Genomic DNA, 25,226 nt, shown 5'->3' with positions numbered 1-25,226 from the left:
CTACGGAGCTGGACCGGTCACATGACCGCATGGTGCGGTTCAGATCGGCAGATCGAGCGAGACCGTCTTGCCCTGGCCGTTGGGGGAGCTGTTCCAGGCGTCGGCCAGTGCCTCCACGATCATCAGGCCGCGGCCGTGCTCCGCCTCGGCGTTCTCCTCCTCGGCCAGTGACAGGGGCGAGGGGACCGGTGGGTTGGTGTCGGAGTCCCGCACCTCCAGCCGGACACGATCGGGGAAGGCCCGCAGACGGACGTCCACATCGCTGCCGGCGTGGATGAGCGCGTTCGTCACGATCTCCGAAACGACCAGCTCCAGGGCGTCCGACATGTCCTGCAAGCCCCAGGCGCCCATCTGGTCGTGCACGAACGTGCGCGCCGTCCTGACCCCGCGCAGATCGCGGCGCTGTATGTGCAGGCCGGACACCCGGGGTTCGTCCTGGCCCCGGGCCCCTTCGTACCGGGCCAGCAGCAGGGCCGCGTCGTCGCGGTGCCGCTGTGACGACGCGCAGACCTCCGCGTCGATGCGGTCCGCGAGCTGCTCCAGATCGGCCGCGCCGCCGTCGCCACCGGAGCCGAGCAGTGTCCGGGCGCAGATCTCGGGTTCGGCGTGCCAGCCGACGAGCCCGTTGGTGTAGAGCATCAGGAACGAACCGGCCTGGAGAGTGTGCTCGCGTCCCTGGCAGGCGCCTGCCGGGGAGACCCCCAAGGGCACGTTGGCCGGCGCCTGCAGGGCGCCGGTGGTCCCGTCGGGCCGTCGTACCAGCGGAGCGGGGTGCCCGGCGAGGGCCACCTCGGCGGTGCCGTCCAGCGTGTCGACCGCGACGACGCAACAGGTCACCGTGAGATCCGTGCCGAGCAGGTCCAGGAGCCCGCGGGTCCGGTCGATCACCGTGGTGGGACGGTGGCCTTCCGCGGCGTAGGAGGTCATCGCGGTGCGTACCTGGCCCATGACGGCGGCGCTCTCCATGCCGTGGCCCTCGACGTCGCCGACGATCAGCACGGCCCGGTCACCCTCCAGTGTGATCACGTCGTACCAGTCGCCTCCCACCTTCGAGGTGGCTCCGGCGAGTCGGTACCGCGCGGTGGTGGTCAGCCGTGGCAGGTCCGGGAGCCGTGGCGGCAGCAGATGGCGCTGCAGGCACTCGGCGATCGCCCGCTGCTGCGCGGTCAGGTCGACGCGCTCCACCGCCGCTCCCAGCAGCCCTGCCATCATGCCGAGGAGGGCCCTCTCCTCGGGAGGAAAGCCGCGCGTCCCGGAGAACGCCAGACAGCAGACCGCGACGACCTGCCTGCTGCCGGCGACAGGCAGGTCGACGAACTGCGCGTCGCCGGTCAGCGGTAGACAGACCTGCGCACGGGGCTCGTCCTCGGCGAGGGGACCGGCGCCGGGCGACGACGCTCCCGAGACGTACAGCGGACGTCCCTTGAACGCCTCCGCCGCCGGTATCCGCCGCTCCACCCCCACACCGTGCAGGCTGCGCGTCAGGCTCGTCGACTCACCGCTGTGTCCGAGGACCCACAGGCGGCCCTCGCTCTCCGAGACCAGCACCAGGGCCGTGGCGCCCAGCGGGGACATGACCCAGCGCTGCGCCGCTTTGACGATGTCCTCCATGGTCGCGGCCCGGTTGAGCAGTTCCGACAGACGCCGCAGCGGGTACATCATGCTCATGCCCGCGGACCCGGGGGCGTTGGGCACTCCCCACCCCGGTGTGACCACGTCCGCATCGACGTCGGCCTCCGGCGGGGCCAGCAGCGGCGTCGGGCCCGCCGCCACGGTGATCCCGTCCTCGACGAGTCCCGTCAGAGCCTCGGCCAGCCGCGTGCCGATGTCCGCGAGCGCCGCGCACTCGCTGGGCGAGAAGCGGCCGCTGGTCTCCAGCCGCAGCACGGTGAGGGCGCCGAACCGCCGATCGCCGGAGACGACAGGACCCGAGCAGGCGGCGTACGGATAGGGCAGCGCCTGTTTCTGGTCGGGGGCGGCGGGGTCCGGGTCCATCAGGACGGCCGTTCTCCGCGACGCCAGGGCTCGTGCCGTGGCGGACCGCGCGTCCGGTGCCATCCGTCCGGGGAACGTGTAGAGCGAGGGCGCGCTTCCGCCGGCCAGCGCGAGGCGGAGGTCACCTCCGCGTTCGTCCAGCAGGTACACCGCGGAAGCCACGGCGTTCAGCCGTCGCCTGGCCTCGCGGGCGGCGTGGTGGAGGACTTCGAGAAGATCCGTGCCGCGCACGGGTGCGGGCCCGCCCCGCAGTTGCCGGGCCTGTCCTGGTCGGCTGCTCGTCATGAGACGGCTCCCTCCAGCGCAGTGCTGGGCGACGAGAGAAGGTCTGTCTCATTCGCGTAATAAGTCATTATTTGGCGCACGGGCGCGCGGCGCGAGCCCGTGCGGTCGAGCCGGCGACGGCCCCGCCCCGGCCGGCCTCGGGACCGTGGGGCAAGGACGCACATTTGGTTGACGTGGCAAGTATCTCGGATAGGGTGAGTGTCCCGTCAGGTGAGGATGTGTCCATGCCGCCCTCGGTTGTGCAGCGCTCACCGTCCCTCCTGCGGGACACCGTGAAGACACTGAGAGGACGATGACATGCCCCAACCGCAGGGCGAAGAGCTGCAGGCCATACTGCGTCGCCAGGAAGAGCTGAAGGAGCGATATCTGCTTCCTGCCGGCAAGCGTCCCAGGACCAGCGCGCGCGGAATCCATCACGCCGCGTTCATCTGCCGGGACGTGGAGGAGACGATCCTCTTCTACCAGGATGTCATGGGTTTCCCGCTGGTCGATCTCGTCGAGAACCGCGACTACCCCGGCTCCACGCACTTCTTCCTGGACATCGGCAACGAGAACCTGCTCGCCTTCTTCGACTTCCCGGGGCATCCGCACCCCGAGTTCGAGGAGTCCATCGGTGGCGGGCATCACTTGTCCCTGTCGGTCACCGACGAGGCATTCGCCGCGATCAAGAGCCGTCTTGAGGAACGCGGCATCCCGTTCATGGAGGTGGAGGGCGGACACGCGCCGAACCTGTTCGTTGCCGACCCCAACGGACTCAGGGTGGAGCTGTACGGCGAACCGCTGGGCCACGCGCTGGGCACCTACCTGCTGTGACGGCATGCGGCCCCTGGACCGCGGTCGTCGCGGTCCAGGGGCCACACGGGCAAGAACGCCTGCTACGCCGCTTCGCCGGACGGCGCCGAGGAAGCCGCCCGGGCCGCGGCCACCGCCCGGCCGGGTGCGGAGGCGGGGAACCGGTCGAGCATGGCGCGCAGTTCGCCGGCGCCGACATTGGCTCCGAAGGGTTCGGTCCCCGGTTGCAGCCGCGCCCCCTCGGCGAGCGGGCCGGCGAGGACGGGGTCGAAGCCGAGGGCGCTCACGAGATGCGCGACCCTGGCCCGGGCATCGGGGTCGTCCCCGGCGACGGCGATCGCCCTGCGGCCGGGGGCGCCGGCCGGCCGGGCCTCGTCCTCCAGGTCGTGGTAGCCCATGTGATTGAACGCCTTGACGACCCGGGACCGCGGCAGGAACGCCTGGACGATCTCGCTGGTGGAGACGCGGGGGTCGGTGAAGTCGTCGCGTACGCCGTCGACCTCCCACCAGTAGTTCATCGCATCGACGACCAGCTTGCCCTCCAGCGCCTCGACCGGCAGGTTCCGGTGCTTGCCCAGAGGAAGAGCCAGAATCACGACGTCCCCGCGGGCGGCGGCCTCGGACGCGGTGACGGGGACCGCGCCAGGGGTCAGGACCTCGATGGTGAGGGCGATGTTCTCGGCCGCGCCCGAGCCGGCGATCAGCACGCGAAAGCCTGCTGCCAGCGCCAGGCGCGCCAGTACGGTCCCCACCTTCCCGGCGCCCAGGATGCCGATCGTCGGGGTGTTCTCAATGCTCATGGCGTCTTTCTCCACGGTCAGCCGGCCAGCATGTCGCGGACCAAGGGCATCACCTTCGTGCCGTACAGCTCGACCGCCCGGAGCCGGGCGCTGATCGGCTGCGTGCCCGCGGTGTAGATGAGGTCGAACCTGCCGACGCCGAGTGCGCGGACGGCACCGGCGATCTTGCGGGCGACCGTCTGCGGTGAGCCGACGTACAGGGAGCCGCGCTCGATCTCCGCGTCGTACTCCTCCCGGCGGACCGGCGGCCAGCCGCGCAGCGCCCCGATGCGGTCCCGGATGACCCGGTAGCTCGGCCAGTGCAGCGCCCGGGCCTCCTCGTCGGTGTCGGCCAGGAAGCCGGGCGAGTGCATGCCCACCGGGTGCGCGGTGGTGCCGAACTGCTCCGCGGCGCGCCGGTAGAGGTCGATGTAGGCCGCGAAACGCTCGGGCGAGCCGCCGATGACGGCGAGCATCAGGGGAAGCCCGTAGTGGGCGGTGCGGATCACCGACTGGGGCGAGCCGCCGACCCCGACCCACGTGGTCAGGTGTCCGGACTCGGTCGGGGGAAAGACCTCGGCGCTCTCCAGTGGTGCCCGCACGGTGCCCTTCCACGTGACGGGCTGCTCCTCCAGCAGCCGCGCGAACAGCTGGATCTTCTCCTCGAACAACGTGTCGTAGTCGGCGAGGTCGTATCCGAACAGCGGGAACGACTCGGTGAAGGAGCCGCGGCCGAGGATCACCTCGGCCCGTCCGCCGGAGAGCGCGTCGACCGTGGCGAAGCGCTGGAACACCCGGACGGGGTCGTCGGAGCTCAGAACGGTCACGCCGGAGGAGAGCCGGATGCGTTCCGTGCGCGTGGCGATGCCGGCCAGCACGGTCTCCGGGGTCGAGATCGAGTACTCGGGGCGGTGGTGCTCCCCGAGCGCGACGACGTCGACGCCGATGCCGTCGGCGAGGACGGCCTCTTCGACCACCTGCCGAATCGCCCTGGCATGGGAGACGGGTGCCCCCGAGTCGTCCACGGGCACGTCGCCGAACGTGTCGAGGCCGAAGACCAGATCAGGCATGGGTGGGCTCCTTCGTGAGCAGTTCCCTCACCCGCGGGGCCACTTCGCGGCCCAGCAGCTCGATCGTGCGGGCGCGGGCCTGGCGCGGCAGGTGCATGATGTCGTACTTGAGGTCGAAGCGGCTGAGGTGCAGTTCACGGGCCGTCCTGGCGATCTTGCGGGCGACGGTGTCCGGGCTGCCGACGAAGAGCGCGCCCTGGTCGATCTCCGCCTCGTAGCGCTCGCGGGTCGGCGCGTAGAAGCCGCGTTCCTCGGCGACCTGGGCCACGACCGGCTGCCAGTACTCCCACCAGGTCTCGGTCGCCTCCTCGTCGGTGTCGGCGACGAGTCCCAGGGAGTGCTGGCCCACCGGTTGCGGGTCCTGCCCGGCCTGCCGCAGTGCCCGGTGGAAGAGGTCGACGTGCCCGGCGAAGCGCTGGGGGCGTCCGCCGATGATGGCCAGCATCAGGGGAAGGCCGTGGCGTGCTGCGCGGAGCACGGACTGGGGGCTCCCGCCCACACCGATCCAGGTGGGTATGCCGCCCGGCCGCATCCGAGGGCGCAGGTCCTGCTCGGTGAGCGGTGCCCGGAACGCGCCGGACCACGTCACCGTCTCCTCCCGCTGCAGGCGCAGGAAGAGGTCGAGCTTTTCCTCGAACAGCTGCTCGTACTGGGCGAGGTCGTACCCGAACAGCGGGAAGGACTCGGTGGCGGACGCACGGCCCAGCACCAGTTGGGCCCGGCCGTTCGACACGGCGTCCAGCGTCGAGAACTCTTGGTACAGCCGCACGGGGTCGTTGGTGCTCAGCACCGTCACCGAGGTGCCGAGCCGGATCCGCTCCGTGGCGGTGGCGATGGCGGCGAGCAGCGTCGGGGTGGCGCTGTCGACGTGTCCCGGCCGGTAGTGCTCGCCGATGCTGAACACGTCCAGGCCCGCGGCCTCGGCGAGGACGGCCTCCTCGACGAGCAGCCGGACGGTCTCGGCATCGGTCAGGGCGCGGCCGTTGTCCGTCGCGACCTCCCCGAACGAGTTGAGGCCGAGTTCGAAGGCGCTGGGCGTCATGGTCTCCTCCTCCGGTGGCCTCCTGGCGGCCGACCACCCAGATCAATATGATTGACGCGTCAATCATTGCGGCATAAGCTTGACGTGTCAATCAGGAGGTGTGTGTGAAGGGTCAGCGGCGCAGGGTGTATCCCACCGCCGAGGAGCTGCGCATCTGGCGGGACTTCACCGAGACCGCGCAGGCGCTGCGCGGCGAGCTCGCGGCGCGCCTGCAGAAGGAGTTCTCGCTGTCGCCCGGCGACTACGCGGTCATGCTCGCGCTGAGCGAAGCGGACGGCACCCGGTTGCGCTCCTCCGAACTGGCCGCGCTCGTCGGATGGGAGCGCAGCCGCCTGTCCCACCATCTGGGGCGCATGGAACGCCGTGGACTGATCCTTCGCGTCGAGTGCGCCACCGACAGCCGGGGAGCGGAGGTGGTGCTCACCGATCAGGGAGCGCGCGCCTTCCGGAGCGCCTCGCTCCCTCATCTGCAGGCCATTCGTGAGCTGTTCGTCGACCCGCTGGCTCCGGAGCAGCTCGCCGCCGTCGGCGCCATCGTGGCGAAGCTGCGTGCGGGCCTGGACGGGGCCGCATCGCCGGGCCCGGTCATCGACTGACCCGATCTCTGGGCCGATGGGCCGACGGTGCCTGGACCGATGGACCCATGGAGTTCGTGCGTTCGTCGCCCGCTGGGGCGGAATCGTGTCGCGGACCTCGGCGGGGCCTCATGCCGGCGGTGCCGCGCGGGCGCCGCGCTCCGGGAGCGGCTCGCGGACACCGGACCCGAAAGGGACCCGCAGAGGTGACCGGCGACCAAGAGGACGCACGGTGGAGCAGGTTGGCCGCGGCCACCGAAAAATCTGGCCCGGCGCCGCACCCGCTCGTGACCCGCCGCAGGGGGTATCAAGATCCCTCTGCGGCGGGTCGCTGGATCTGCCGTCAGGGCGAGCACGTGGTCATCGCCGTCCGGCGTGCCACGGGTCGCACCTGATCAGCGGGCCTGCGGCGCGGCTCAGGCGGCGCGCAGCGGAGCGAGCGCCTTCGACCACGCCACGACCTGGTCCAGGGTCGTGACGAGCGTCTCGCGCTGGATGTCGGCCGGCTTGAAGGTGGTGAAGTTCTCGAAGTCGGTGAACAGGGAGAGGGCCACCTGCGAGCGGACGTCGGCCATCTGCATCTCGCCCGCGATGCCGCGCAGGTGCTCCACCGCCCGGGCGCCGCCGACCGAGCCGTAGCTGACGAAGCCCACGGCCTTGTTGTTCCACTCGGCGTAGATGAAGTCGATGGCGTTCTTCAGCGCACCCGGCACGGAGCGGTTGTACTCGCCGGTGACGATGATGAAGCCGTCGAGGGACGCGATCTTCTCGGCCCAGGCCTGGGTGTGGGGCTGGGTGTAGTTGCCGAAGCTCGCGGGGTAGACCTCGTCGAGAACGGGCAGCTTGTAGTCCAGCAGATCGACGATCTCGAACTCCGCGTCGGTGCGCTGCGAGGCGACCTCGTGCACCCAGCGGGCGACGGCCTCCGCGTTGCGGCCGGGCCTGGTGCTGCCGACGATGATTCCGATCCTGGTCATGGTTGACCCTCTCCGTAGACAAGAGCAGCGCGTGCATGCGCCTGCTTCGACAAGAAGCTTGACGGGTGAAGTAAACGTCATGATGGTTGACGCGTCAAGCAAAGCAATGATGTTGCAGAGGGTGCGGTGTGGTGAACCTTCGGGGGGAGCCGTTTCCGTGCAGGAGATGTGAGCACGCAGGCGAACGCCGGAGCGTGTGTCGATCCCTTGGCGGGGCGACGCGCCGCGACTGTTCCGTGCGTGCCACGTGAGGCGGTGATCGGCACAAGGTCCGGCGACCCGCGAGTCCTTCCTGGGCGGAGATCCCGCCGTGGACGGTGGTCGCCAGACACTCGACGCCACTGTCCTCAAGAACCTCGCCTGCTGGTCGTGGGGGCCGGCAGCCGAGAAGGGGCCCGGCACACCATGCCGCGCCCCTGGCGTTCTCAGCGACGGTCCTCAGCGGGGCTCGCAGGTGTGTCACCGCTCAGCCCGTGCAACGCTCACCGGTGCCACGAGTGACGGGACAGTCCGCGATCGACCGCGTCGGCCATGGCGCTCTCGACCGCGGCGTTGGGATGCCCGGGGGCGGCCGCTCCCTCAGGGGCGAACGTCTCGATCCACCGCTCGCCGGCGGGCCGGCAGAGATCGTGTCCGAGGGTGGGCGCATAGGTGTTCACGTACCGCGCCCCGCCGCGCCGAGCCCGGCGGGCGAGCATCACGTTCAGCTCCTTCTCCATGTCCCGCAGGTAGGAGAAGTCCCCGGCCGCCAGCGGCACCTTGGCGCTCGTTCGTTCGGCGCTTCCGGCGCGACAGTCGCGCCTGTGGCGCTCGTGCCGAGCGGCGTCGGGCGCCGGGGCCCGGGATGACGTACGGCCTCGCACGCGCACACCCACTCCGGCGTGTGCCGTGAGTGGGTGTGCGGTCGAGGCGTTCACCCCTCACACGTATGAGAGGCCCGAGGAAGTGGCGGGTTTTGCATGACGACTTGATCGCCGATCTTCGGTACTGTGACGAGAACGCCAGCGTCACCACCTTGACAGGTGACGGGGTGCGGTGGAGCCTTGTGGCCTACGGAGCCGGGCAAAGCGGCTCGCTACGACGTAAGGGAGGCCACCGTGGAGAACCAGTCTGCGACGGACGCGGCGGCGGCACGGCACGCGCGGTTCGGCAAGCTTCCGGATCGTATCCACTTCCATGACATGGTCGAGGAGAAGAGGGCCACGCCGAGCGGCGCGGAGATCATCTCCTACAACCCCGAGGGCTCCTGGAACCACTTCTCGTGCCTCGCGATGGACCTGGGGCTGTGACAGCTCCGGTATCGGCAGCCGGCCTGTGCTGACCACTGCGACCGGATCGATCCCGGCGGGCCAACCGTTCGGTCGGCGTGGGGCCATGCGATCGTACCGGTAAAGTTGACCCGTCAATCAGATACGGTCGGCAGGGGTGAGAATCGGCACAGCAATCCCTCTGGCGACCGCCGAACACTCGGATGGGGCACCACACCATGGGAATGACCGCTACGGACCTCGCCTCCGGGCTCTTCAGGGTGCTTGAGACGGGGGATCCCGCCCTGGCCGCTCAGGTGGTGCACGGGGAATTCCACAACCGGGAGGCGGCCGTGGCGCCTCCGGCATGCCGCATCGCCGGTCCCGGCGGCGTGCTGGCCTCCAGTGCCTGGATGCGGTCCGCGTTCGAGGACCTGCGGCTGCCCTTCCTGGAGACCATCCACCACGACGACCAGGTGTGGGTCCGGCTGCGCATGCAGGGTCGTCACACCGGCGCGTTCGTCCTGTTCAAGGACGGCGCCGCGGACCAGGTGGTGCCGCCCACGGGGCGGGAGATCGACTTCGAGCAGATACATGTGCTCGACCTGCTGGACGGCAAGGTGTTCCGGCACGAGGCGGTCCGCGACGACATCGCGATGCTCGGGCAGCTGGGGGTCTTTCCGCCCACGCCCGCAGCGGGAATGCGCATGCTCGCCTGGAAGGTCGGCGGGCGGGCGTCCCGGGCTGCCGCGGAGGTGACGGCGAAGGCGGCTCAGGCCGCCGCCACGGCGCCGCACGCACCGACTGCGTGAAACCGCGGCCAGCCCGCAGGTGACCGCCCGCCTCGTGTGCGCGGCGGTCACCTGGGCACGGAGGGGTGCACATATCCGATATATTTGACCAAACAACTAAAAGCAGGGTATGTTGACGCCGATGCTGCCTTTTCGGCATGACGGGCAGCAGGTCGTCACGTACCCCGCAGGTCGGCCACGGGCCGGACCAGAGGCATGCCGCGACGTCGAGTCAGGAAGCCCCCGCCGTGCGCACCATCTTCTTCAGCAATCCACTTCACCGACGTCTCCTGCCCCTGCTGCCGCTGGCGCGAGCGCTGCGCCTGCAGGGTCACGAGGTCGCCTTCGCGACCGCCGCCGAGGCGGCCCCCTGGCTGGAGCCGGGCGGCTTTGAAGCGATGCTCTTCGGCCCGGGCACACACGAGCTGACCGCTGAGGTCGCCTGCCGTGCGGGCGTCGACATCCTGTTCAGTTCGGACACGGACCTCACGGCGGAGCTGTTCGCCGGCACACGGGTCGACCTCATGGCCGACGAGGCCCTGGACCGGGCCGCTCGCTGGGCTCCCGATCTGATCATCTCGGAACACCGCGACCTCGTCGGCCCGTTGGTCGCCCGCGCTCTCGACGTGCCGTGCGCGGTGGCGGTCACCGGCCCCGCGCCGCAACCGGAAGAGCTCCACGCCCTTTCGGCGACGGTGCGCTCCCGCTACCTCGACCGCGGTCTTCAGCCACCCTCCCGGGTGCCCTCAGGGCGTTGGCTGCTGGATCTGTGCCCGCCGAGTCTGCAGCGCGAGGGATGGCAGCCTTCGCCCGACCGCATCGCGCTCAGAGGGGATGCCGCCCCGGATCCGGCCGAGGCCCCATCGACAGGCAGCCCCGCCGATCCCGGCCGGCCACGGGTGCTGGTCGCCTTCGGCGCGGAAGCCGGGACCTCGGTGGAACTCGGCCCGGTGATCGCAGCGTTGCGCTCTCGGGAGGTCGATCTGGTGGTCGCCCCGCAGGACAGGGACGTCGAGGACCTCGAAGGCGATCCGGGCCGCATACGGCTGCGCGCCGGCTCCCCGGCCGCCCAGGACTGGGAAGCCGTCCGCGCGGTCGTACACGACGGCGACCCGGAGATCACTCTCGCAGCTGCGGCTCGCGGCATCCCCGCCGTCGTCGTCCCGGAATCGCCGGAGCAGCAGGAGCAGGCCGAGCGTCTCGTCGCAGCCGGGGCGGGGATCGCGCTTCCGGCCGGGCACCTGCACCCCACTGCGGTCACCGCGGGGATCGACCTGCTGTTGTCCGACCGGGGTTTCACCGACGCGGCGTCCCGCATCCGCGAGGAAATCGCAGACATGCCGACGGCGGCACAGGTGGCCGAGTGGCTGGTGACATCGGTGGCCGCGGAGCGAAAGGGGTAGTCACCGCCGGAACGTGCCGGCAGCACAGGGGCGCGGGCGACGCGCACGCAACAGAGCCCCGCAGGTATGGACGCAACACCCGCGAGGCTCGCACGACGTGCCGGCTAGTAGTCGGGCGCTATGCGCTCCAGCACCTCGGCGGCCGCGGCGATGTCACAGCCCTCCAGGCGGGAGAAGACGTGGCGGCGCACACTGGCGAGGTTGGTGGGCCATGCCTGCTTCAGCTGCGTCCATCCGGCGCTGGTGAGCACGGCGAGCCAGGCCCTTCCGTCGTCCGGCGCCTTCTGCCGGATCACCAACGACTGTGACTCCAGCCGGTTCACCACTCGGGTCATGCCGCTCAGCGACAGACCGCACATTTTGGCCAGCTCGCTCATCCGCATCTGGTTGTGCGGCGCCTCGGAGAGGTGTACCAGGACCAGGTACTCGGTGCTGGTGATCGGATGCTCTTCGAGCATGTCCGCGTCGACGACTCGCGGCAGGAACGTCATCACCTTGCCGAGGGCCCGAAGGAAGGCCTCCTCATCGCGGTTGAGGGGTTTGATCGTCGTCGCGTCTGCCATGGGCACAGTGTAAACGTTCAGTATGGTCAATGAGGACGGCCGATCCTTTTTCACCTGTCGGGCCGGGGTGTGGAAAAGAGACGTGAGTCCACTCCGGCAAAGGAAAAGGGCGCGCCATAGGGTTCACGCTCTTGGTAAGCGACCAGTCGGCTTGTCCTTGCGCGGCAAAGTAAACACGGTATGTGCCTCGCCGGTGGACGGCGGGGCACATACCGCGTGCAGGTGCGGGTCGGACCCGTCCGGTCAGCCGGCGTCCGCCACCGCGCTGGAGGCGGCACGCTCCTCCGGCGTGCGGACGGTGTACAGCACCGAGCGCTTCTGCCGGTGCCTGCGGACGCGCCCCTTGGCGACCAGTGACTCGAGGGTGTTGCGCACGACCTGCGGGGTGGGCGACCGGTCCGGGTGCTTCTCCAGAAGTTCGTCCCTCAGCTCCTTGGCCAGTCGCGGCTCGTCGTGGGCGGCGAGCAGGTCCATCAGAACGTCTCCGAGCAGGGGCTGACGCGACTTCCCCTTCGCGTCGGACCTTGCCGCGCCCGCAACGGCGCGCCGGGCTGCGGCTCCGGACCGCCGCCGCGACGCGCCACGGGACGGTGCGGGCACGATGCCCGGCACACCCTTCTCCTCCTGACCGACCGACGGTTCGCCCTGTGCCTGCTCCGGCAGTCGTGACGCATCCGACAAGCCTTCGTACCGCTCGGCGAGAGTCAGGATGTCCACCAGCAGGGCTTCTTCCTGCTTCAACACCGTGAGCTTCTCGGCCAGTTCCCGCTGTCGTCGGCGATTTTCCTCAAGATCCGACGCGGCCTGCGCGACATACCGCGATCGGAGCGTGGCGGCTGATTGGCTGGTCACAACCGTTCACTCCCTCTCATCAATGACGCTGCGCATGCTACCCAGGCCCGTGCGGAACCGCGCGGCCCGTGTTGACACGAAGGTTTGGGGAGGGAGAGAGGTGAACATCGCGGAGTACGTGTGCGCCGAGGCGCACGCCGCGCCACGCGGGACGGGGTGCGGGGACCGGAACCTGGCGCGGTGACGGGCACAGGCCGTCGGCCGTCCCGAAGGCTACTTCGCCGTGCGTGCCCGGGCCAGCGCGACCGCATCCCTGGGCGATCCCCGGTGGACGGGACCGTGGCCGGGCGCGATGACGTCCGCATCCACGCATGCGAGCGCCTCCAGCGCGTCCAGGGCGCGGGTGCGGTCGATGTGGAACATGTCGTGCAGCAGCTGGGGACCCGGACGGCGGGACGTCGGGTGGGCCGTCACCAGGGCGTCGCCCGTGATCAGGATGCCCCGCTCCGGCAGGTGGTAGGCGCTGTGTCCCTCGGTGTGTCCGGGGGTGTGCAGGGGAACGGGCGCGCCCGGCAGGTCGAGCGGATCCGTCGCGGGAAAGGCCTGCGGGGCGGTCACGGGCACGTCGGCCGTGCCCCCGGCGCGCAGGGCGTGCACGGCCCACGGGAGCACTCCCGGCCGCCACGCCCGGGCGAGGACCTGCCCCACGGACACCTGGTTGAGATAGGCCCGGCGGGCGTGCGGGACCTCCTCGTGATGCATGAGCACCGGCACGTCGTGCGCAACGCGCAGACGCTCGGCCGACCCGATGTGGTCGTTGTGGGCGTGGGTGACGAGGAGGGCGGTCACCGAACGCGGAGTCAGTCCGACGGCGTGCAGGGACGCGAGCAATGCGTCGTGGTCACCGGGATAACCGGTGTCGACGAGAGTGCAGCTGTCACCGTCCTTGATGATCACCCAGTTGGTGTCGCTGCCAGAGACCTGGTACACGTCGTCGCCGATGTGGACGACGTCGTCCTCTCGAAGGACCTTCGGCATTCTCTTCCGACTCCCAGTACGTGGTGCCCGAGCGGGGGCCGGCCGCGCCCGATGACCGCGGAGGAACGGCGGTAACGTCGCTCACGGGCCGAGTGTGTTCCCCTCACAACAGACACACGAATCGGCGACCCTTCCGGGTTCACCCCGGTTGACCCGTGTGCTGTCGTCCTTTGCACGGACGGTCCTCCGCCGCCCACACCGAGCGGTATGCTCCTTGCCCTCCGACGGTCTTGATCCAGAGGCCGGCGGACCACTGCCGGTGTTGCCACGCGGATCACGACCCACACATGTTTCCGCACACCCGGCCGGCACGCATCCGTGCTCGACCGCCCGACGGCGCCCGTGCATGTCTTCCACCGAACTCGCCACCGCCCGCCCCAGCGGCGCGCGGATCGCGACCGCACAACGTATTGGGGAGAGATCTGGTGTTCAGCATCACCGTCCGCGACCACATGATGATCGCGCACAGCTTCCAGGGCGAGGTCTTCGGGCCCGCCCAACGGCTGCACGGAGCGACGTTCGTCGTGGACGCCACGTTTCGCCGGAAGGAACTGGACGACGACAACATCGTCGTGGACATCGGCCTGGCCTGCACGGAGCTCCGGTCCGTGATCGACGATCTCAACTACCGCAACCTCGACGACCAGGAGGAGTTCAAGGGAGTCAACACGTCCACGGAGTTTCTGGCCGCGCTGATCGCCGACCGTCTCGTCGAGCGCATTCACCGGGGTGCCCTGGGCAGGAACGCACTCGGCATCTCCCAGGTCGCGGTGACCCTGCACGAGTCGCACATCGCCTGGGCCAGCTTCGAGCGCTCCGTGTGACGGGTGCCGTCAGGCCGTCACCGGCGCCACGTCGACGTCACAAGCGCGGCAGTTTTCGGACACCCCTGTCTCTCTAGAGTGCGCGGGCCGAGGTTGCACCTGCCTCGGCTCGCCAGGACAGAGAACCAGGACGGCTCAGAGGACGATGGCTACGCCCCCTACGAACACCACCCGTTCGGAACTGCTCGGGGTCATCATGAGAGAGCACCGGGACGGGTTGGTCTCGTACGCCGAGAAGATGCTGGGCGATCGCGGCGTCGCCGAGGACATCGTGCAGGAGACGGTCATCCGGGCATGGCGGAACATGGACCGCCTGCTCGGGATGGAGGGGTCGGTGAAGGGCTGGCTCTTCACCGTCACCCGTCGTCTGGTGGTGGACTGGGTACGCAAGCCCCACACCCGCAAGGAGGTTGTGGGAGTCACCTACAACGACCCGTCGTCGGGAACCGGTCACATCGAGGCGGTGCATCACGCCATGGTGACCAGGCCACCGCTGCTCACGCTGTCCCCGGAACACCGAGCGGTCCTGGTGCACCTCTATCTGTGCGACCGCTCGATCAAGGAGACGGCCGACATCCTCGGGATACCGGCGGGGACGGTGAAGTCGCGGCAGTACAACGCCCTGCGCAAGCTGCGTACCGCGTTCCACGCGGAGGCGGCGGCGGAAGAGGCCGCCTGAGACGGGTCGTGCGGGCGTGCCGGGCAGCGGGTTCCGTGACACGGACGTCACGGAACCGCCTACCGCGGTTCGGTCGTACGACACAGCGGACGTCGCCGGCCGCAGCCCGCACCCGCCGCTCGGCCGCGGGAACCTCTCCGGCGTCGGGCCCGGTGGCCCGCGAAACGTATCGCCGCGCGGGCAGTGCCACACGTCCCGGCCCGGGGCCGGCAGGGAGTTGCACTCAGCGGTGATCCGTGCGGCGGCCTCGGTGCGTCCGCTGGACCCCCGCGGGCGCACCCCGGGGCCGCGGCGGCAGGATCACCTCTCTGCGGTGCGGTGCGAGCAACGCGGCAGCGGCCTCGGCGCTGTGCAGGTAGTGATCGAACATCCTGGCGCGCGCCTGAACCCGCACACCGGTCGCATCCAGTTCGGAGCTCAGCTCGGCCGCGTAGGAGCGCAGCAGGGCGTGACAGGTGAACCGCCCCGGGGCCCGTTCGACGAGCAGATGGTGATCGGCCAGCTCGGCCATGTGCTGCAGGGCTGTGCGCAGCCCCGTCCCGGCCAGGCCGGCGGCCCCCTCGCGCGTGATGTCGCCCGAGGGGTGAAGACTGAGCAGGCGGAACAGCCTCGCCGCGCCTGGGCTCAGCGCCTCATAGGTGCGCCGGAGCGCGCTGCGGACGTCCGTGCGGGCGTCCTGGGTCGACAGCGCGACGAGACCGTGCCGCAGCTCGGCCGCGAGCGAGGCGAGCGGGAATCGCGGATGCGACGAGGCTCGCGCTCCGGTCACGGCGAGTGCCAGCGGCAGCCCTCCGCACAGCTCGACAATCTCCTCGGCGGCGGCGCGTTCGGCCCGGACCCGCTCCGTGCCGAGCCGGTGTTCGAGGAGCTGAAGGCCCTCCTGACCGGTCATCGGGTGCAGCGTGAGGATCCGGGCGTCGTGGGTGACGGTCAGGCCGTCCAGCCGGCGCCGGCTCGTGACGACGGCGAGGCAGCCCGGCCCGGCGGGCAGCAGCGGGCGTACCTGTGCGCAGTCCTCGGCGTCGTCGAGGACGAGAAGCAGCCGCCGCCCGGCCAGCGCACCGCGGTAGGCGGCGTGGAGCGCAGTGGCATCCGCCGTCCCGGTGCGGGCGACGTCCAGTGCGTCGAGGACGGCTCTCATGGCCTCGGCCGGGTCGAGGGGCGGCCGCGAGGAATGGTGTCCACGAAGGTCCACGTAGATCTGTCCATCGGGGAAGCGGTCGGCGTTCTGGTGGGCCCAGTGCACGGCCAGGGTGGTCTTGCCGGCCCCCGCCATGCCGCACAGGGCCACGATCCTCGCGGGGGAGTGGGGTTCGGCCGTCGGCGGTCGCAGCTCGCCGTACTGGTTCAGCGCCTCCGTGCGGTCGACGAACGACGCCGAGTCGGCGGGCAGATGAGCAGGCTGAGCCGGTCTGCCGCCCGTGGCCCCGGGCAGTGCCGCTCTGCCCGCGGCCCGGGAGAGCGAGTGCCGCAGCAGGCGCCGGCGGGCCGCGCGCAGGCCCGGGCCGGGTTCGACGCCGAGTTCGTCGGCCAGGGCGCGGCGGACGGTCTCGTACTGCTGCAGGGCCTCCGCCTGCCGTCCGTCGGCGCCGAGAGCGGCGATGATCCGCGCGTGCAGGGCCTCGTCGAAGGGATGGTGGTCGACGGCCATGCGCAGGGCCGCCAGCACCGCTTCCGTCAGGGCCGGCGCGGAGGCGAGAACGACGTCGGTCGCCTCCTTGGCCGTCGCCACGAACTCGTGTCCCATCGAGGTGAACACCGGGTGCCCGGCCACCGGGGTGCCGTCGGCGACGACCGGACTGCGCCACAGGCGGAGGGCCTCGACGAAGTCCTGCGCGGCTCGCGCGGGATCTCCCTGTCTGACCGCGCGTTGCGCCTGGGCGCGGAGGTCGCGGAAACGCAGGAGGTCGGACGTCGAGGTGTCGACGAGGAGGCGGTATCCGTCCGCGGAGCGGGCCAGGTGTTCCGCGTCGGTCCGGCTGCGCAGCCCCGGTTCGAGCACGCGCCGCAGGGCGCCGATGTGCCGGTGTACGACGTTGACGGCGCTGGCCGGCGGTTCGTCGTCCCAGAGGACGTCAACGGCCTGGCTCACCGGGACGGGGCCCGGCGCGCGAAGGAGCAGCAGGGCGAGCAGGGCCAGCCGCTTCGGAGGGCCCGGGTCGAGCTCGGTGTCCCCTCGCAGCGCGCGCACGGCGCCGAGGATGGAGTACTGCACTGTCGCGTCCATGGTGTCGTTGCCGTACCTCACGTATCACTGCGCTGTCTTCGGAGCCGAGGTGAGGTGACAACGTTGTCAACAGACTCGGACGGTCTGACGGGTGCCCGCACACCGGAGCCCGAAGGTTTCCAGTCTGCGCGGCCCGCTGACAGCAATCCCGCTTGCCGTGTCAAGTAAATTGGCGAGTTGGTTTACGTGTCAAGCTGACAGGTCATGTGGCACACCGCCAGGAGCACGGACCCCGGGCGGGCCGCGTCACGGACGCCGGGACGCCCAGGAGCCATACGGCGCGACGCGCAGAGCGACATCAGCCCTGCTTCGCGAAAGACGCCCGTCAGTGTCCGGCGCTCTGGCCGCCGTCGACGTGGAGGATCTCACCCGTGACGAAGGGCGCGTTCTCCAGGTAGACGACCGCGTCGACGACGTCGCTCACCTCGCCCATACGGCCGACCGGGTGCAGGCGGGCGAGGGACTCCTGGTGCTCCTCGCCATGCATCGGCGTCCTGATGATGCCCAGCGCGACGGCGTTGCTGCGGATGCCGCGGGTGGCGTACTCGATGGCCAGGCTCTTGGTCGCGGACTGCAGCCCGCCCTTCGTCAGCGACGCCAGCACGGAGGGCACCGCGGAGCTGGCATGGTCCACCAGGCTGGTGGTGATCTGGACCACATGGCCGGCGCCCAGCGCGAGCATGCGCTCGACAGCGAGCTGGGTGATGCGGAAGAACCCGGTCAGGTTCACGCCCGTCACGGCGTCGTAGTCCGCCTGGGTGTACTCGTGGAAGGGCTTGGACACGAAGAGGCCGGCGTTGTTGACCAGGGTGTCGATGCGTCCGAAGCGCTCGACGGCGGCGCTCGCCACGCGCTCGGCGGTGGCGGGGTCGGCGATGTCGCCCCGGACGGCGAGGACATCGGGGTCCTGCGAGGGTGCGATGCCTCGGGAGGTGGCGACGACGGCATAGCCCAGCTTGCGGTAGGCGTCGACCAGGCCGGCGCCGATGCCCTGGGACGCGCCGGTGATGACGGCGACCTTCTTTTCGGGTGAGCTCATCGTGATTCTCCGGGACAGAGGCTCCCTGTGACGTTCTTGCCCTGCGAGCGGCCGAGTGCCTGGCCTCATGGGTATGAGCGACGGCGGTTTCCGTCAGTCTCAACCTAGAGCGAATCGCCCCGGGGAGCCTCTCGGCGGGTGGGGGTGCTCAGCCTGCGGCGGGGAGGCGGCGGTTGCGGTGCGGGGCGGTGGAGGGACATCCCCGGGCGGTGCCGCCCCCCTGGCTCACACGTATCGACTCGCCGTTGAGGCACATGTGCTGAGGCGTGCGACTTCTCACATGGTGCCGGGGATACGGGGCATGAGCGACGACGGCGGGCGGGCGTGGGCTCCTCAGGACGCCGTGTGCGGCGTCCGCGTTTGACACCGGCCGACCGTCCACCTAATTTAGGCGACCGGTCGTCTAGTCCGGCGGCCGGACACCCCCTTGGAACGGAGCACCCCGTGAGCACTCCCGTAAAGCTTGCGATCATTCACTACTCGTCCACCGGTACGATCACGGAGATCGCCAAGGAGCTCCATGACGCGGGCGTGAAGGCCGGTGCCGAGGTGCGCCTGCTGAAGGTCGCCGAGCTCGCCCCTCGGGCGGCGATCGAGTCCAACCCCGCCTGGGCCGCCCACCACGCGGCCATCGCCGACATTCCGGAGGCCACTGCGCAGGACGTCGAGTGGGCCGATGCGGTGCTGTTCGGCACGCCGACCCGGTTCGGCAACGTCTCCGCGCAGCTGAAGCAGTTCATCGACACCCTGGGCGGCCTGTGGGCCGCGGGCAAGCTGGCGGACAAGGTCTACAGCGGGTTCGTGTCGACCGCGACGGCGCACGCCGGGCAGGAGGCGACCCTGCTGTCCCTGTACACCTCCATCCACCACTTCGGTGGCATCTCGGTCACGCCCGGTTTCACCGACCCGCAGAAGTTCGTCGACGGCAACCCGTACGGCACCTCGCACGTCGACGGCCAGGGCAGCAACCCGGTGGACGAGACCACGCGTGCCGCCGCCCGCATCCAGGCCGAGCGAGTCGTCAGGATCGCGCAGCTGCTGAAGTCCGCTGCCTGACCGGAGGAGGACAAGGTCGTGAAGGAATTCCTGGTCGAGCTGACCACCACCGTGCCCGAGGGCACCGAGCAGGCGGAGGTGGACCGGATCCGGGCCGCCGAGGCGGTGCGGGCCGGCGAACTCGCCGCTCAAGGGCGTCTGGTACGCCTGTGGCGTCCGGTCGGCGAGCTGCGCAGCATCGGCGTGTGGTGTGCCGACGACGAGACGGAGCTGCGCGAGGAGGTCCTGGGCAGCCTGCCGCTGTGGCCCTGGATGACCGCGGTCGTCACGCCCCTGCAGCGGCACCCCAACGACCCGGGCCGCGCGAGCTGAGTCGCCGGCGCGATTCCGAGAGGAGAAACCGTTGATGGACAGTGCGGACGCACGGCGATCCGTCCTGCTCGAGGTCATGGACCGCTGGAAGGCCGCGGTCGATGCACATGAACCGCAGCAGGTGGCCGCGTGCTTCACCGAGGACGCGATCTTCCAGGGGCTGCGCCCCTACAGCGTCGGACGGACCGGGGTCGCGCAGTACTACGACTCCCAGCCGCTCGGGCTGGCGGCGGACTACGAGGTGCTCGAGATCCGGTCGTTCGCCGAGGACGTCCTGCTCGGACACCTGAGCGTGGACTTCTCCTTCACCGACCGGCCGACCATTCCGGTCACGCTCACGGTCGTGCTCCGGCGAGTCGACGGCGAGTGGTCCATCGCTCACTACCAAGTCGCCCGGCGCGACTGATGCGTACGGCTGTCAGGGCAACGGCCTGACGGCACCTGATCGACCGGTGGCCTGCTGCGAGGAAGCGCGGCAGGCCACCGGTGTGTGCGGCGCATGCGCCAAGGCGCGCACGGCCCGAACGTGCCTGCGGCGGCGGATGCGGTGGAGTCCTCCGGCTGCTCGGGTGCCCGAAGCCTCGGCGGTCCCCCTCTTCCGGGTGGTGCCGCCGATCAGTGAGTGGCTGCCGAGGGGGCGCTCTTCTTGCGGGCGCGATAGGCGGCCGCCTTGAACTTGTTGCCGCAGGCCTCCATGTCGCACCAGTGGCGACGCTTGCCTCGGGAGCGGTCGATGTAGATGCGTGTGCACTCCGGGTTGTCGCACTCCTTCAGCAGGGGCACGTCCGGACCGCTGAGCAGCTCGACGGCGTGCCGGGCGACGGTGGACAGGGCCTGTTCGGGGGTCGCCTCGGTCCTGCGTCCGGCCGGCGTGAGCTGCGGTGTCGCGGGCGGTTTGCGCGCCGCCTCGTTCAGCACGCTCAGCGCCTTCTTGCCGTACTCGTCGCCGAGGCGGCGGGCGGTGATCAGTTCGTAGATCGCCTCCCGCAGCGCCTTGGCCCGCTCGACGTCGGCCTCGCCGGCGGGTGTCGTGCTGTCGACCAGCCCGGACTCCAGGAACCACGCGTCGAGCCGGTCGGGGGTCGCGAACATCTCGAAGCGCACCGTCCGCCGGGCGCGCAGAGTCGCGGCGAAGTCGAGGGCCGGGTTGCCGCAGACGAAGGCATGCTCGTGATTCACGTCACCATTCTGACAGGTGACTCCGGTGTAGGGCAAGCGTTTCGCCGCCCCCGCGTCGTTGACAGCTTACGCGGGGCCGTGCCAGCATCGTCACCACTTAGACTGGTGACGAGGTCGACGCCCCGGCCACTGACTCTCGGCTCCTGTCCGCCGTTCCGCATGACTCGGCGCCGGTGCGTCACGTACCGGCGCGGAGGCCGGGATGCCGCAGTGGACGATGCGCCCTCCGGATGGCGACGGTCACCACCTTCGGCTGCCCGCGCGGCCCGTCACCGACGACGTGTGCCGCCGGCGCGGTCACCACCGTTGAAAAGGACGGAACATGGCAGAACAGCCGAGGCGGAACGCCGACGGCGCACCTGTGGCACGGCGCGCGCTGCTGGGCATGCTCGCCGCGGGCGGCGCGGGTCTCGCCGCCGCTCCCTACCTGCAGCGCGGCTGGGAAGGCGTCCTGGGTGCCGCCTCCCAGGTGGACTCGACGGGGCTGACCGGGCTGTTGCCCAACCCGGGCGGCTTCCGCTACTACAGCGTCGTCGGTTCGGTGCCGCGCAAGGACGACGCCACCTACGCGCTGGTCATCGACGGCCTGGTCGACCGGCCGAGGACCTACACGCTGCCCGAGCTGCGTGCACTGCCCCAGACGCGGATCGTCCACGACGTGCTGTGCACCGACGGGTGGCGCGTGGACAACACGCCCTTCCAAGGCGTGAAACTCGCGGACCTCCTCGATGCCGCCGGAGTGCGCTCCGAGGGGGCCGCCATCCGGTTCACCTGCTTCGACGGCGCCTACAGCGAGAGCCTGACCCTCGAGCAGGCGCGCCGCTCGGACGTCCTGGTGGCGCTCACCATGCAGGACAAGCCCATCACCCACGAGCACGGGGGACCGGTGCGCCTGTTCGTGGCCCCCATGTACTTCTACAAGTCGGCCAAGTGGCTGTCCGGCATCACGGTGACCGACAAGGTCATACCCGGTTACTGGGAGGAGCGCGGTTATGCGGTCGACGGCTGGCTCGACGACGCCGACCGGGGCGCCGGTCCTGCCTGAGCGGCCCGGCCAGGTCCGCCGGTTCGGCCCGGTGCAACGGATGGTCCACAGGGCGACCGGGTGGCTCATGCTGCTGTGCCTGGTCACGGCGGCATGCCTGTACCTCGGACCGCTGGCCGAGCTGGTCGGCCGCCGCCACCTCATGGCCACCGTCCACGAGTGGTCGGGCATCTGTCTGCCCGTCCCGTCCCTGCTGGGGCTGGCCTCCCCGGACTTCCGCGCGGACCTGCGGCGGCTGAACCGCTTCGCGGTCTACGACCGGCAGTGGCTGAGGGCCGTCCGCAGGCGGCGGACATGGCCGGAAGCGCGCCCCGCCGGCAAGTTCAACGCGGGGCAGAAGATCTATGCGGGGTGGATCGCGGGCGCGGTGCTGGTGATGATGTTCACCGGCCTGCTCATGTGGTTCATGGGGCTGCTGCCCTTCATCTCCCGTACCAGCGCCATCTTCGTGCACGACTGCCTCGCCTGGGCGATCGCCGTCGTTCTGATCGGTCACATGCGCAAGGCCTACCAGGACCCCGAGGCCAGGCTCGGGATGCGCACGGGCTACGTGAGCAGGTCCTGGGCCGAGCGGCACCATTCCCGGTGGCTGCCGGACGACCGGAGAGCGGCTGTGCCCGACGAGCCGGACGTCGTCTGACACGGCGACGTGCGATTGGCGAAATATTTGCACACGCGGGTAGAAGGCCTACGAAATTTATGCGGTTACACTTGGCTGTGGGTGCGGGGTCCCGGTGTGGAAGGCACCGGGATCACCTCGGACCCGTCGCGGTACACAGCCTCTCGCAAGGAGTCGTGAGTTGACTTCCCTCTTCACCCCCTACAAGCTCCGGTCGCTGACCATTCCCCACCGCATCTGGATGGCGGCGATGTGCCAGTACAGTGCGGCTCCGGACGGTGACGCGGTCGGCGCGGCGACGGACTGGCACTTCGCGCACCTCGCCGCGCGGGCCACGGGAGGCACCGGCCTGATCATCACCGAGGCCACGGCCGTCGGCCCCGAGGGCCGGATCAGCCCGTACGACCTGGGCATCTGGAACGACACGCAGGTCGCCGCCTTCCGGCGGATCACCGCCTTCCTCAAGGCGCAGGGCACGGTGCCCGGCATCCAGCTGGCGCACGCGGGACGCAAGGCGTCGACGGAGCGGACCTGGGTCGACCGCGGACGTCCGATCGCCCCGGACGAGCCCTACGGCTGGACGCCGCTCGCCCCCAGCCCGCTGCCCTTCGGCGAGTCGTCGACGACTCCGCGGGAGCTGACCCGGGAGGGGATCGAGGAGATCGTCCGTCAGTTCGCCGCCGCGGCCGAGCGCGCTCTCGCGGCGGGCTTCGAGGTCGCCGAGATCCATGGCGCGCACGGCTATCTGATCCACCAGTTCCTCTCCCCGTACACCAACCGCCGGGACGACGAGTACGGCGGCTCGTTCGAGGGCCGGACCCGGTTCGCCCTGGACGTCGTCGACGCCGTGCGCGCCGTGTGGCCCGAGGAACTGCCCGTGTTCTTCCGGATCTCCGCCACCGACTGGCTCGCGGAGAACCCGGCGGACGGCCGCGAGGGCTGGACCACCGACGACACCGTCCGCTTGGCCAAGGAGCTTCAGGCTCGGGGGGTGGACCTCATGGACATCTCCACCGGAGGCAACGTCCCCGACGCGAAGATCGAGGTCGGCCCCGGCTACCAGGTTCCCTTCGCCGAGCGGGTCCGCAGCGAGACGGGCATGCCGGTGGCGGCCGTCGGCATGATCACCGAACCGGCCCAGGCTCAGGAGATCATCGCGTCCGGCAGGGCCGACGCGGTCCTGCTGGGCCGTGAACTGCTGCGCAACCCGTACTGGGCGCGCCACGCCGCCGGCGAACTGGGCGGCGAGGTGGCCGTCCCGGTGCAGTACCACCGGTCCTGATGGCGACGCGTCGGATGTGACGATCGGCCGCCGGTCACGTTCCGGTGGTTCTCGCCCGCCTTTCCCGTGATGTCCACGGTGCTCTCCGGTCCGTGACCGGATCCAGGGCCAGGAAACAGGCGTCGAGAAGGACGTCGGCGACTCCGGAGCGGCACACCGGCGGCGACGCGGAGGTGCCGGGGACCGCCTGGACGATCACGCCCGGAGCGGTGTACGTCGACGTGGCGTCGGAGACGACACCGAGGAAGACGCTCTCGAACGCCGCGTACCCGAGATTCAGGGCCGGGGAGGGGTGCGCCGGAACGTCTGGTGATCGCCCGCGGCGCCGGTGGCTGCGGCACCGGCCGGCTGCCGCGCACCGACCTGGGCCGCGGCGTCCGGCCGGGCGAAGCCACGGTGGGAGAAGACCGGATGACTGCTCTTCACGTCGCTCCCTTGCGGGACGGGCCGGGTGTCCGGCCTCAGAAGTGGTCCACGTCGACGACCGCCTGGGCAAAGGCCGTCGGTGCCTCCTGCGGCAGGTTGTGACCGATCCCGGTCAGGGTGCGGTGGGCGTACTTGCCCGTGAAGCGGTCGCGATACGAGGCCCCGTTGCCGGGAGGGGTGAACGGGTCGCGCTCGGCGTCGAGCGTGATCGTCGGCACCTCGATGACGGGACGGGTCCAGAGCAGCTTCTCGTACCGGTCGTAGCGGCGCTCCCCCTCGGCGAGGCCCAGCCGCCAGCGGTAGTTGTGGATCACGATGGCCGCGTAGTCGGGGTTCTCGAACGCGGCGGCCGTACGCTCGAAGGTGGCGTCGTCGAAGTCCCAGGTGGGGGAGACGGTGTCCCAGACGAGCCGGCACAGGTCGTGCCGGTCGGTCTTGTCCTCCATCGCGAGCCGGCCCCGGTCGGTGGCGAAGTAGTACTGGTACCACCAGGCGTACTCGGCCTTGGGCGGCAGGGGCTTCTTCTGCGCCTCGATGTTGGTGATGATGTATCCGCTCACGGACACCAGAGCCTTGACGCGTTCGGGCCACAGGGCCGCGATGATGTCGGCGGTGCGCGAGCCCCAGTCGAAGCCCGCGAGCAGGGCCTTGTCGATCTTGAGGGCGTCCATCAGGGCGACGATGTCCAGAGCGACCGCCGACTGCTGGGCGTTGCGGAACGTCCGGGAGGAGAGGAAGCGCGTCGTGCCGTGACCGCGAAGGAAGGGCACGATGACCCGGTATCCCTGTGCGGCGAGCAGGGGAGCGACGTCGACGTAGCTGTGGATGTCGTAGGGCCAGCCGTGAAGGCAGATGACGACGGGTCCGTGCTTGGGGCCGTCCTCGGCGTAGCCGACGTCCAGCACACCGGCCCGGACCTGCTTCAGGCGGGCGAAGGAGGTGTGCGTGCCCGGGGTCACCGTCGGCACGGTCGGTGCCGGGCCGTGGCCTGCCGTGTGGTGGGCGGGTGAGGCCTTCGCGCTCGTCTGGAAGCCGGCCAGCGAGACCGCGGCCGCGCCGGTGCCAAGGCCCATGGCCTTGTTGAAGGTACGCCTGTTGATCATGAGAAGCCCTCCGGCATACGGGAGTGAACGGGGATGTGTCGATCGCAGGCGCTCCGGTCGGTCATTCCCCGGGGTCACTGCGGTGC

26 protein-coding genes and 1 pseudogene are annotated in these 25,226 nt (G+C 70.3%); 13 read left to right on the top strand and 14 right to left on the bottom strand.

The genetic code is table 11. The annotated features are described in order from the left end of the window. Positions 1–39: 39 nt before the first annotated feature. Positions 40–2,280 (bottom strand): SpoIIE family protein phosphatase, encoded by a 2,241-nt coding sequence (locus tag ACLU3S_RS06015; RefSeq protein ID WP_413950682.1) that lies wholly within the window; start codon positions 2,278–2,280, stop codon positions 40–42. A gap of 297 nt (positions 2,281–2,577) precedes the next feature. On the opposite strand from ACLU3S_RS06015, the gene ACLU3S_RS06010 reads away from it, so the two are divergent. Further along, a complete protein-coding gene (locus tag ACLU3S_RS06010) occupies positions 2,578–3,093 on the top strand; it encodes a VOC family protein (protein WP_413950681.1) in 516 nt (171 codons plus the stop codon). A 62-nt stretch (positions 3,094–3,155) separates the two neighbouring features. Here ACLU3S_RS06010 and ACLU3S_RS06005 read toward each other — a convergent pair whose 3' ends face one another. From ACLU3S_RS06005 to ACLU3S_RS05995, 3 genes are read right to left on the bottom strand one after another with little or no spacing between them, the layout of a single operon-like run. Then, positions 3,156–3,872, bottom strand: coding sequence for an NADPH-dependent F420 reductase (locus ACLU3S_RS06005; protein WP_413950680.1), 717 nt, complete (start codon positions 3,870–3,872; stop codon positions 3,156–3,158). A gap of 17 nt (positions 3,873–3,889) precedes the next feature. Next, entirely contained in the window at positions 3,890–4,921 is a 1,032-nt protein-coding gene (locus ACLU3S_RS06000) for an LLM class flavin-dependent oxidoreductase (RefSeq protein ID WP_413950679.1), read from the bottom strand. Then, positions 4,914–5,963 (bottom strand): LLM class flavin-dependent oxidoreductase, encoded by a 1,050-nt coding sequence (locus ACLU3S_RS05995; RefSeq protein WP_413950678.1) that lies wholly within the window; start codon positions 5,961–5,963, stop codon positions 4,914–4,916. Before ACLU3S_RS05995 ends, ACLU3S_RS06000 begins: the two co-directional genes overlap by 8 nt. Before the next feature lie 104 nt (positions 5,964–6,067). Between ACLU3S_RS05995 and ACLU3S_RS05990 the strand changes: the two genes are divergently transcribed. Continuing rightward, positions 6,068–6,559, top strand: coding sequence for a MarR family winged helix-turn-helix transcriptional regulator (locus tag ACLU3S_RS05990; protein ID WP_413950677.1), 492 nt, complete (start codon positions 6,068–6,070; stop codon positions 6,557–6,559). Positions 6,560–6,954: 395 nt separating this feature from the next. On the opposite strand, the gene ACLU3S_RS05985 is transcribed toward ACLU3S_RS05990, so the two are convergent. Beyond that, positions 6,955–7,515, bottom strand: coding sequence for an NADPH-dependent FMN reductase (locus tag ACLU3S_RS05985; RefSeq protein WP_413950676.1), 561 nt, complete (start codon positions 7,513–7,515; stop codon positions 6,955–6,957). Positions 7,516–7,997: 482 nt separating this feature from the next. Further along, entirely contained in the window at positions 7,998–8,273 is a 276-nt protein-coding gene (locus ACLU3S_RS05980; protein ID WP_413950675.1) for a hypothetical protein, read from the bottom strand. Between the two features lie 339 nt (positions 8,274–8,612). Here ACLU3S_RS05980 and ACLU3S_RS05975 point away from each other — a divergent pair, with 339 nt between their 5' ends. The 3 genes from ACLU3S_RS05975 to ACLU3S_RS05965 all read left to right on the top strand — a co-directional run bounded on the left by ACLU3S_RS05975 (position 8,613) and on the right by ACLU3S_RS05965 (position 10,956). Continuing rightward, on the top strand, positions 8,613–8,804 hold the full coding sequence (locus ACLU3S_RS05975) for a hypothetical protein (RefSeq protein ID WP_413950674.1): 192 nt from the start codon (positions 8,613–8,615) through the stop codon (positions 8,802–8,804). Positions 8,805–9,007: 203 nt separating this feature from the next. Beyond that, positions 9,008–9,574, top strand: coding sequence for an ester cyclase (locus ACLU3S_RS05970; protein ID WP_413950673.1), 567 nt, complete (start codon positions 9,008–9,010; stop codon positions 9,572–9,574). Between the two features lie 227 nt (positions 9,575–9,801). Continuing rightward, on the top strand, positions 9,802–10,956 hold the full coding sequence (locus tag ACLU3S_RS05965) for a glycosyltransferase (protein WP_413950672.1): 1,155 nt from the start codon (positions 9,802–9,804) through the stop codon (positions 10,954–10,956). A gap of 104 nt (positions 10,957–11,060) precedes the next feature. On the opposite strand, the gene ACLU3S_RS05960 is transcribed toward ACLU3S_RS05965, so the two are convergent. The 3 genes from ACLU3S_RS05960 to ACLU3S_RS05950 form a co-directional block, all read right to left on the bottom strand. Further along, a complete protein-coding gene (locus tag ACLU3S_RS05960; RefSeq protein ID WP_413950671.1) occupies positions 11,061–11,519 on the bottom strand; it encodes a MarR family winged helix-turn-helix transcriptional regulator in 459 nt (152 codons plus the stop codon). A 243-nt stretch (positions 11,520–11,762) separates the two neighbouring features. Then, on the bottom strand, positions 11,763–12,371 hold the full coding sequence (locus ACLU3S_RS05955) for a BlaI/MecI/CopY family transcriptional regulator (protein WP_413950670.1): 609 nt from the start codon (positions 12,369–12,371) through the stop codon (positions 11,763–11,765). Between the two features lie 213 nt (positions 12,372–12,584). Continuing rightward, the gene (locus tag ACLU3S_RS05950) at positions 12,585–13,349 is read right to left on the bottom strand and encodes an MBL fold metallo-hydrolase (RefSeq protein WP_413950669.1); all 765 of its coding nucleotides are present in this window, start codon (positions 13,347–13,349) and stop codon (positions 12,585–12,587) included. Between the two features lie 425 nt (positions 13,350–13,774). Between ACLU3S_RS05950 and ACLU3S_RS05945 the strand changes: the two genes are divergently transcribed. Together ACLU3S_RS05945 and ACLU3S_RS05940 are read left to right on the top strand one after the other, a co-directional pair. Continuing rightward, a complete protein-coding gene (locus tag ACLU3S_RS05945; RefSeq protein ID WP_413950668.1) occupies positions 13,775–14,173 on the top strand; it encodes a 6-pyruvoyl trahydropterin synthase family protein in 399 nt (132 codons plus the stop codon). 145 nt (positions 14,174–14,318) lie between these two features. Continuing rightward, on the top strand, positions 14,319–14,852 hold the full coding sequence (locus tag ACLU3S_RS05940; RefSeq protein WP_413950667.1) for a sigma-70 family RNA polymerase sigma factor: 534 nt from the start codon (positions 14,319–14,321) through the stop codon (positions 14,850–14,852). Between the two features lie 223 nt (positions 14,853–15,075). Here the strand turns inward: ACLU3S_RS05940 and ACLU3S_RS05935 are convergent, their stop codons facing one another. Together ACLU3S_RS05935 and ACLU3S_RS05930 are read right to left on the bottom strand one after the other, a co-directional pair. After that, positions 15,076–17,079, bottom strand: a complete 2,004-nt coding sequence (locus ACLU3S_RS05935) for an AfsR/SARP family transcriptional regulator (protein ID WP_413950666.1) — start codon at positions 17,077–17,079, stop codon at positions 15,076–15,078. A 325-nt stretch (positions 17,080–17,404) separates the two neighbouring features. Next, positions 17,405–18,118, bottom strand: coding sequence for an SDR family NAD(P)-dependent oxidoreductase (locus tag ACLU3S_RS05930; protein ID WP_413950665.1), 714 nt, complete (start codon positions 18,116–18,118; stop codon positions 17,405–17,407). Between the two features lie 444 nt (positions 18,119–18,562). Here ACLU3S_RS05930 and wrbA point away from each other — a divergent pair, with 444 nt between their 5' ends. The 3 genes from wrbA to ACLU3S_RS05915 are packed head-to-tail and all read left to right on the top strand — an operon-like array spanning position 18,563 to position 19,892. Next, complete coding sequence (wrbA, locus tag ACLU3S_RS05925) at positions 18,563–19,174, top strand: NAD(P)H:quinone oxidoreductase (RefSeq protein ID WP_413950664.1); 612 nt, start codon at positions 18,563–18,565, stop codon at positions 19,172–19,174. A gap of 18 nt (positions 19,175–19,192) precedes the next feature. Next, positions 19,193–19,486, top strand: coding sequence for a muconolactone Delta-isomerase family protein (locus ACLU3S_RS05920; protein ID WP_413950663.1), 294 nt, complete (start codon positions 19,193–19,195; stop codon positions 19,484–19,486). A gap of 34 nt (positions 19,487–19,520) precedes the next feature. Beyond that, the gene (locus ACLU3S_RS05915) at positions 19,521–19,892 is read left to right on the top strand and encodes an SgcJ/EcaC family oxidoreductase (RefSeq protein WP_413950662.1); all 372 of its coding nucleotides are present in this window, start codon (positions 19,521–19,523) and stop codon (positions 19,890–19,892) included. Positions 19,893–20,101: 209 nt separating this feature from the next. On the opposite strand, the gene ACLU3S_RS05910 is transcribed toward ACLU3S_RS05915, so the two are convergent. Beyond that, entirely contained in the window at positions 20,102–20,665 is a 564-nt protein-coding gene (locus ACLU3S_RS05910; RefSeq protein WP_413950661.1) for a CGNR zinc finger domain-containing protein, read from the bottom strand. Between the two features lie 322 nt (positions 20,666–20,987). Between ACLU3S_RS05910 and ACLU3S_RS05905 the strand changes: the two genes are divergently transcribed. The 3 genes from ACLU3S_RS05905 to ACLU3S_RS05895 all read left to right on the top strand — a co-directional run bounded on the left by ACLU3S_RS05905 (position 20,988) and on the right by ACLU3S_RS05895 (position 23,611). Next, positions 20,988–21,710 (top strand): molybdopterin-dependent oxidoreductase, encoded by a 723-nt coding sequence (locus ACLU3S_RS05905; protein WP_413950660.1) that lies wholly within the window; start codon positions 20,988–20,990, stop codon positions 21,708–21,710. Further along, complete coding sequence (locus tag ACLU3S_RS05900) at positions 21,658–22,350, top strand: cytochrome b/b6 domain-containing protein (protein WP_413950659.1); 693 nt, start codon at positions 21,658–21,660, stop codon at positions 22,348–22,350. The genes ACLU3S_RS05905 and ACLU3S_RS05900 overlap by 53 nt, the downstream gene beginning before the upstream one ends. A 160-nt stretch (positions 22,351–22,510) precedes the next feature. Then, positions 22,511–23,611 carry an NADH:flavin oxidoreductase/NADH oxidase gene (locus ACLU3S_RS05895; RefSeq protein ID WP_413950658.1) on the top strand — a complete coding sequence of 367 codons (1,101 nt, stop codon included), beginning with the start codon at positions 22,511–22,513 and terminating at the stop codon, positions 23,609–23,611. A gap of 166 nt (positions 23,612–23,777) precedes the next feature. Here ACLU3S_RS05895 and ACLU3S_RS05890 read toward each other — a convergent pair. Both ACLU3S_RS05890 and ACLU3S_RS05885 read right to left on the bottom strand, forming a co-directional pair. Continuing rightward, positions 23,778–23,903, bottom strand: a pseudogene (locus ACLU3S_RS05890) (Bax inhibitor-1/YccA family membrane protein); the annotation flags it as partial. A gap of 169 nt (positions 23,904–24,072) precedes the next feature. Continuing rightward, positions 24,073–25,140 carry an alpha/beta fold hydrolase gene (locus ACLU3S_RS05885; RefSeq protein ID WP_413950657.1) on the bottom strand — a complete coding sequence of 356 codons (1,068 nt, stop codon included), beginning with the start codon at positions 25,138–25,140 and terminating at the stop codon, positions 24,073–24,075. Between the last annotated feature and the right edge of the window lie 86 nt (positions 25,141–25,226).

This window comes from Streptomyces sp. AF1A, assembly GCF_047340315.1.
In the GTDB taxonomy this organism is placed as follows: Bacteria; Actinomycetota; Actinomycetes; order Streptomycetales; family Streptomycetaceae; genus Streptomyces.
The sequence above is the reverse complement of the archived record's forward strand: the minus strand, read 5'-3'. Positions and strand labels throughout refer to the sequence as shown.

Excerpts from the sequence above, each read along its gene's own strand:
- ACLU3S_RS05935 (WP_413950666.1), bottom strand. The coding sequence starts at position 17,079 with ATGGACGCGACAGTGCAGTACTCCATCCTCGGCGCCGTGCGCGCGCTG.
- ACLU3S_RS05940 (WP_413950667.1), top strand. The coding sequence starts at position 14,319 with ATGGCTACGCCCCCTACGAACACCACCCGTTCGGAACTGCTCGGGGTC.
- ACLU3S_RS05885 (WP_413950657.1), bottom strand. The coding sequence starts at position 25,140 with ATGATCAACAGGCGTACCTTCAACAAGGCCATGGGCCTTGGCACCGGC.
- ACLU3S_RS05900 (WP_413950659.1), top strand. The coding sequence starts at position 21,658 with ATGCGGTCGACGGCTGGCTCGACGACGCCGACCGGGGCGCCGGTCCTG.
- ACLU3S_RS06015 (WP_413950682.1), bottom strand. The coding sequence starts at position 2,280 with ATGACGAGCAGCCGACCAGGACAGGCCCGGCAACTGCGGGGCGGGCCC.
- ACLU3S_RS05915 (WP_413950662.1), top strand. The coding sequence starts at position 19,521 with ATGGACAGTGCGGACGCACGGCGATCCGTCCTGCTCGAGGTCATGGAC.
- ACLU3S_RS06010 (WP_413950681.1), top strand. The coding sequence starts at position 2,578 with ATGCCCCAACCGCAGGGCGAAGAGCTGCAGGCCATACTGCGTCGCCAG.
- ACLU3S_RS05960 (WP_413950671.1), bottom strand. The coding sequence starts at position 11,519 with ATGGCAGACGCGACGACGATCAAACCCCTCAACCGCGATGAGGAGGCC.
- ACLU3S_RS05995 (WP_413950678.1), bottom strand. The coding sequence starts at position 5,963 with ATGACGCCCAGCGCCTTCGAACTCGGCCTCAACTCGTTCGGGGAGGTC.
- ACLU3S_RS06000 (WP_413950679.1), bottom strand. The coding sequence starts at position 4,921 with ATGCCTGATCTGGTCTTCGGCCTCGACACGTTCGGCGACGTGCCCGTG.
- ACLU3S_RS05985 (WP_413950676.1), bottom strand. The coding sequence starts at position 7,515 with ATGACCAGGATCGGAATCATCGTCGGCAGCACCAGGCCCGGCCGCAAC.
- ACLU3S_RS05970 (WP_413950673.1), top strand. The coding sequence starts at position 9,008 with ATGACCGCTACGGACCTCGCCTCCGGGCTCTTCAGGGTGCTTGAGACG.
- ACLU3S_RS06005 (WP_413950680.1), bottom strand. The coding sequence starts at position 3,872 with ATGAGCATTGAGAACACCCCGACGATCGGCATCCTGGGCGCCGGGAAG.
- ACLU3S_RS05905 (WP_413950660.1), top strand. The coding sequence starts at position 20,988 with ATGGCAGAACAGCCGAGGCGGAACGCCGACGGCGCACCTGTGGCACGG.
- ACLU3S_RS05930 (WP_413950665.1), bottom strand. The coding sequence starts at position 18,118 with ATGAGCTCACCCGAAAAGAAGGTCGCCGTCATCACCGGCGCGTCCCAG.
- ACLU3S_RS05950 (WP_413950669.1), bottom strand. The coding sequence starts at position 13,349 with ATGCCGAAGGTCCTTCGAGAGGACGACGTCGTCCACATCGGCGACGAC.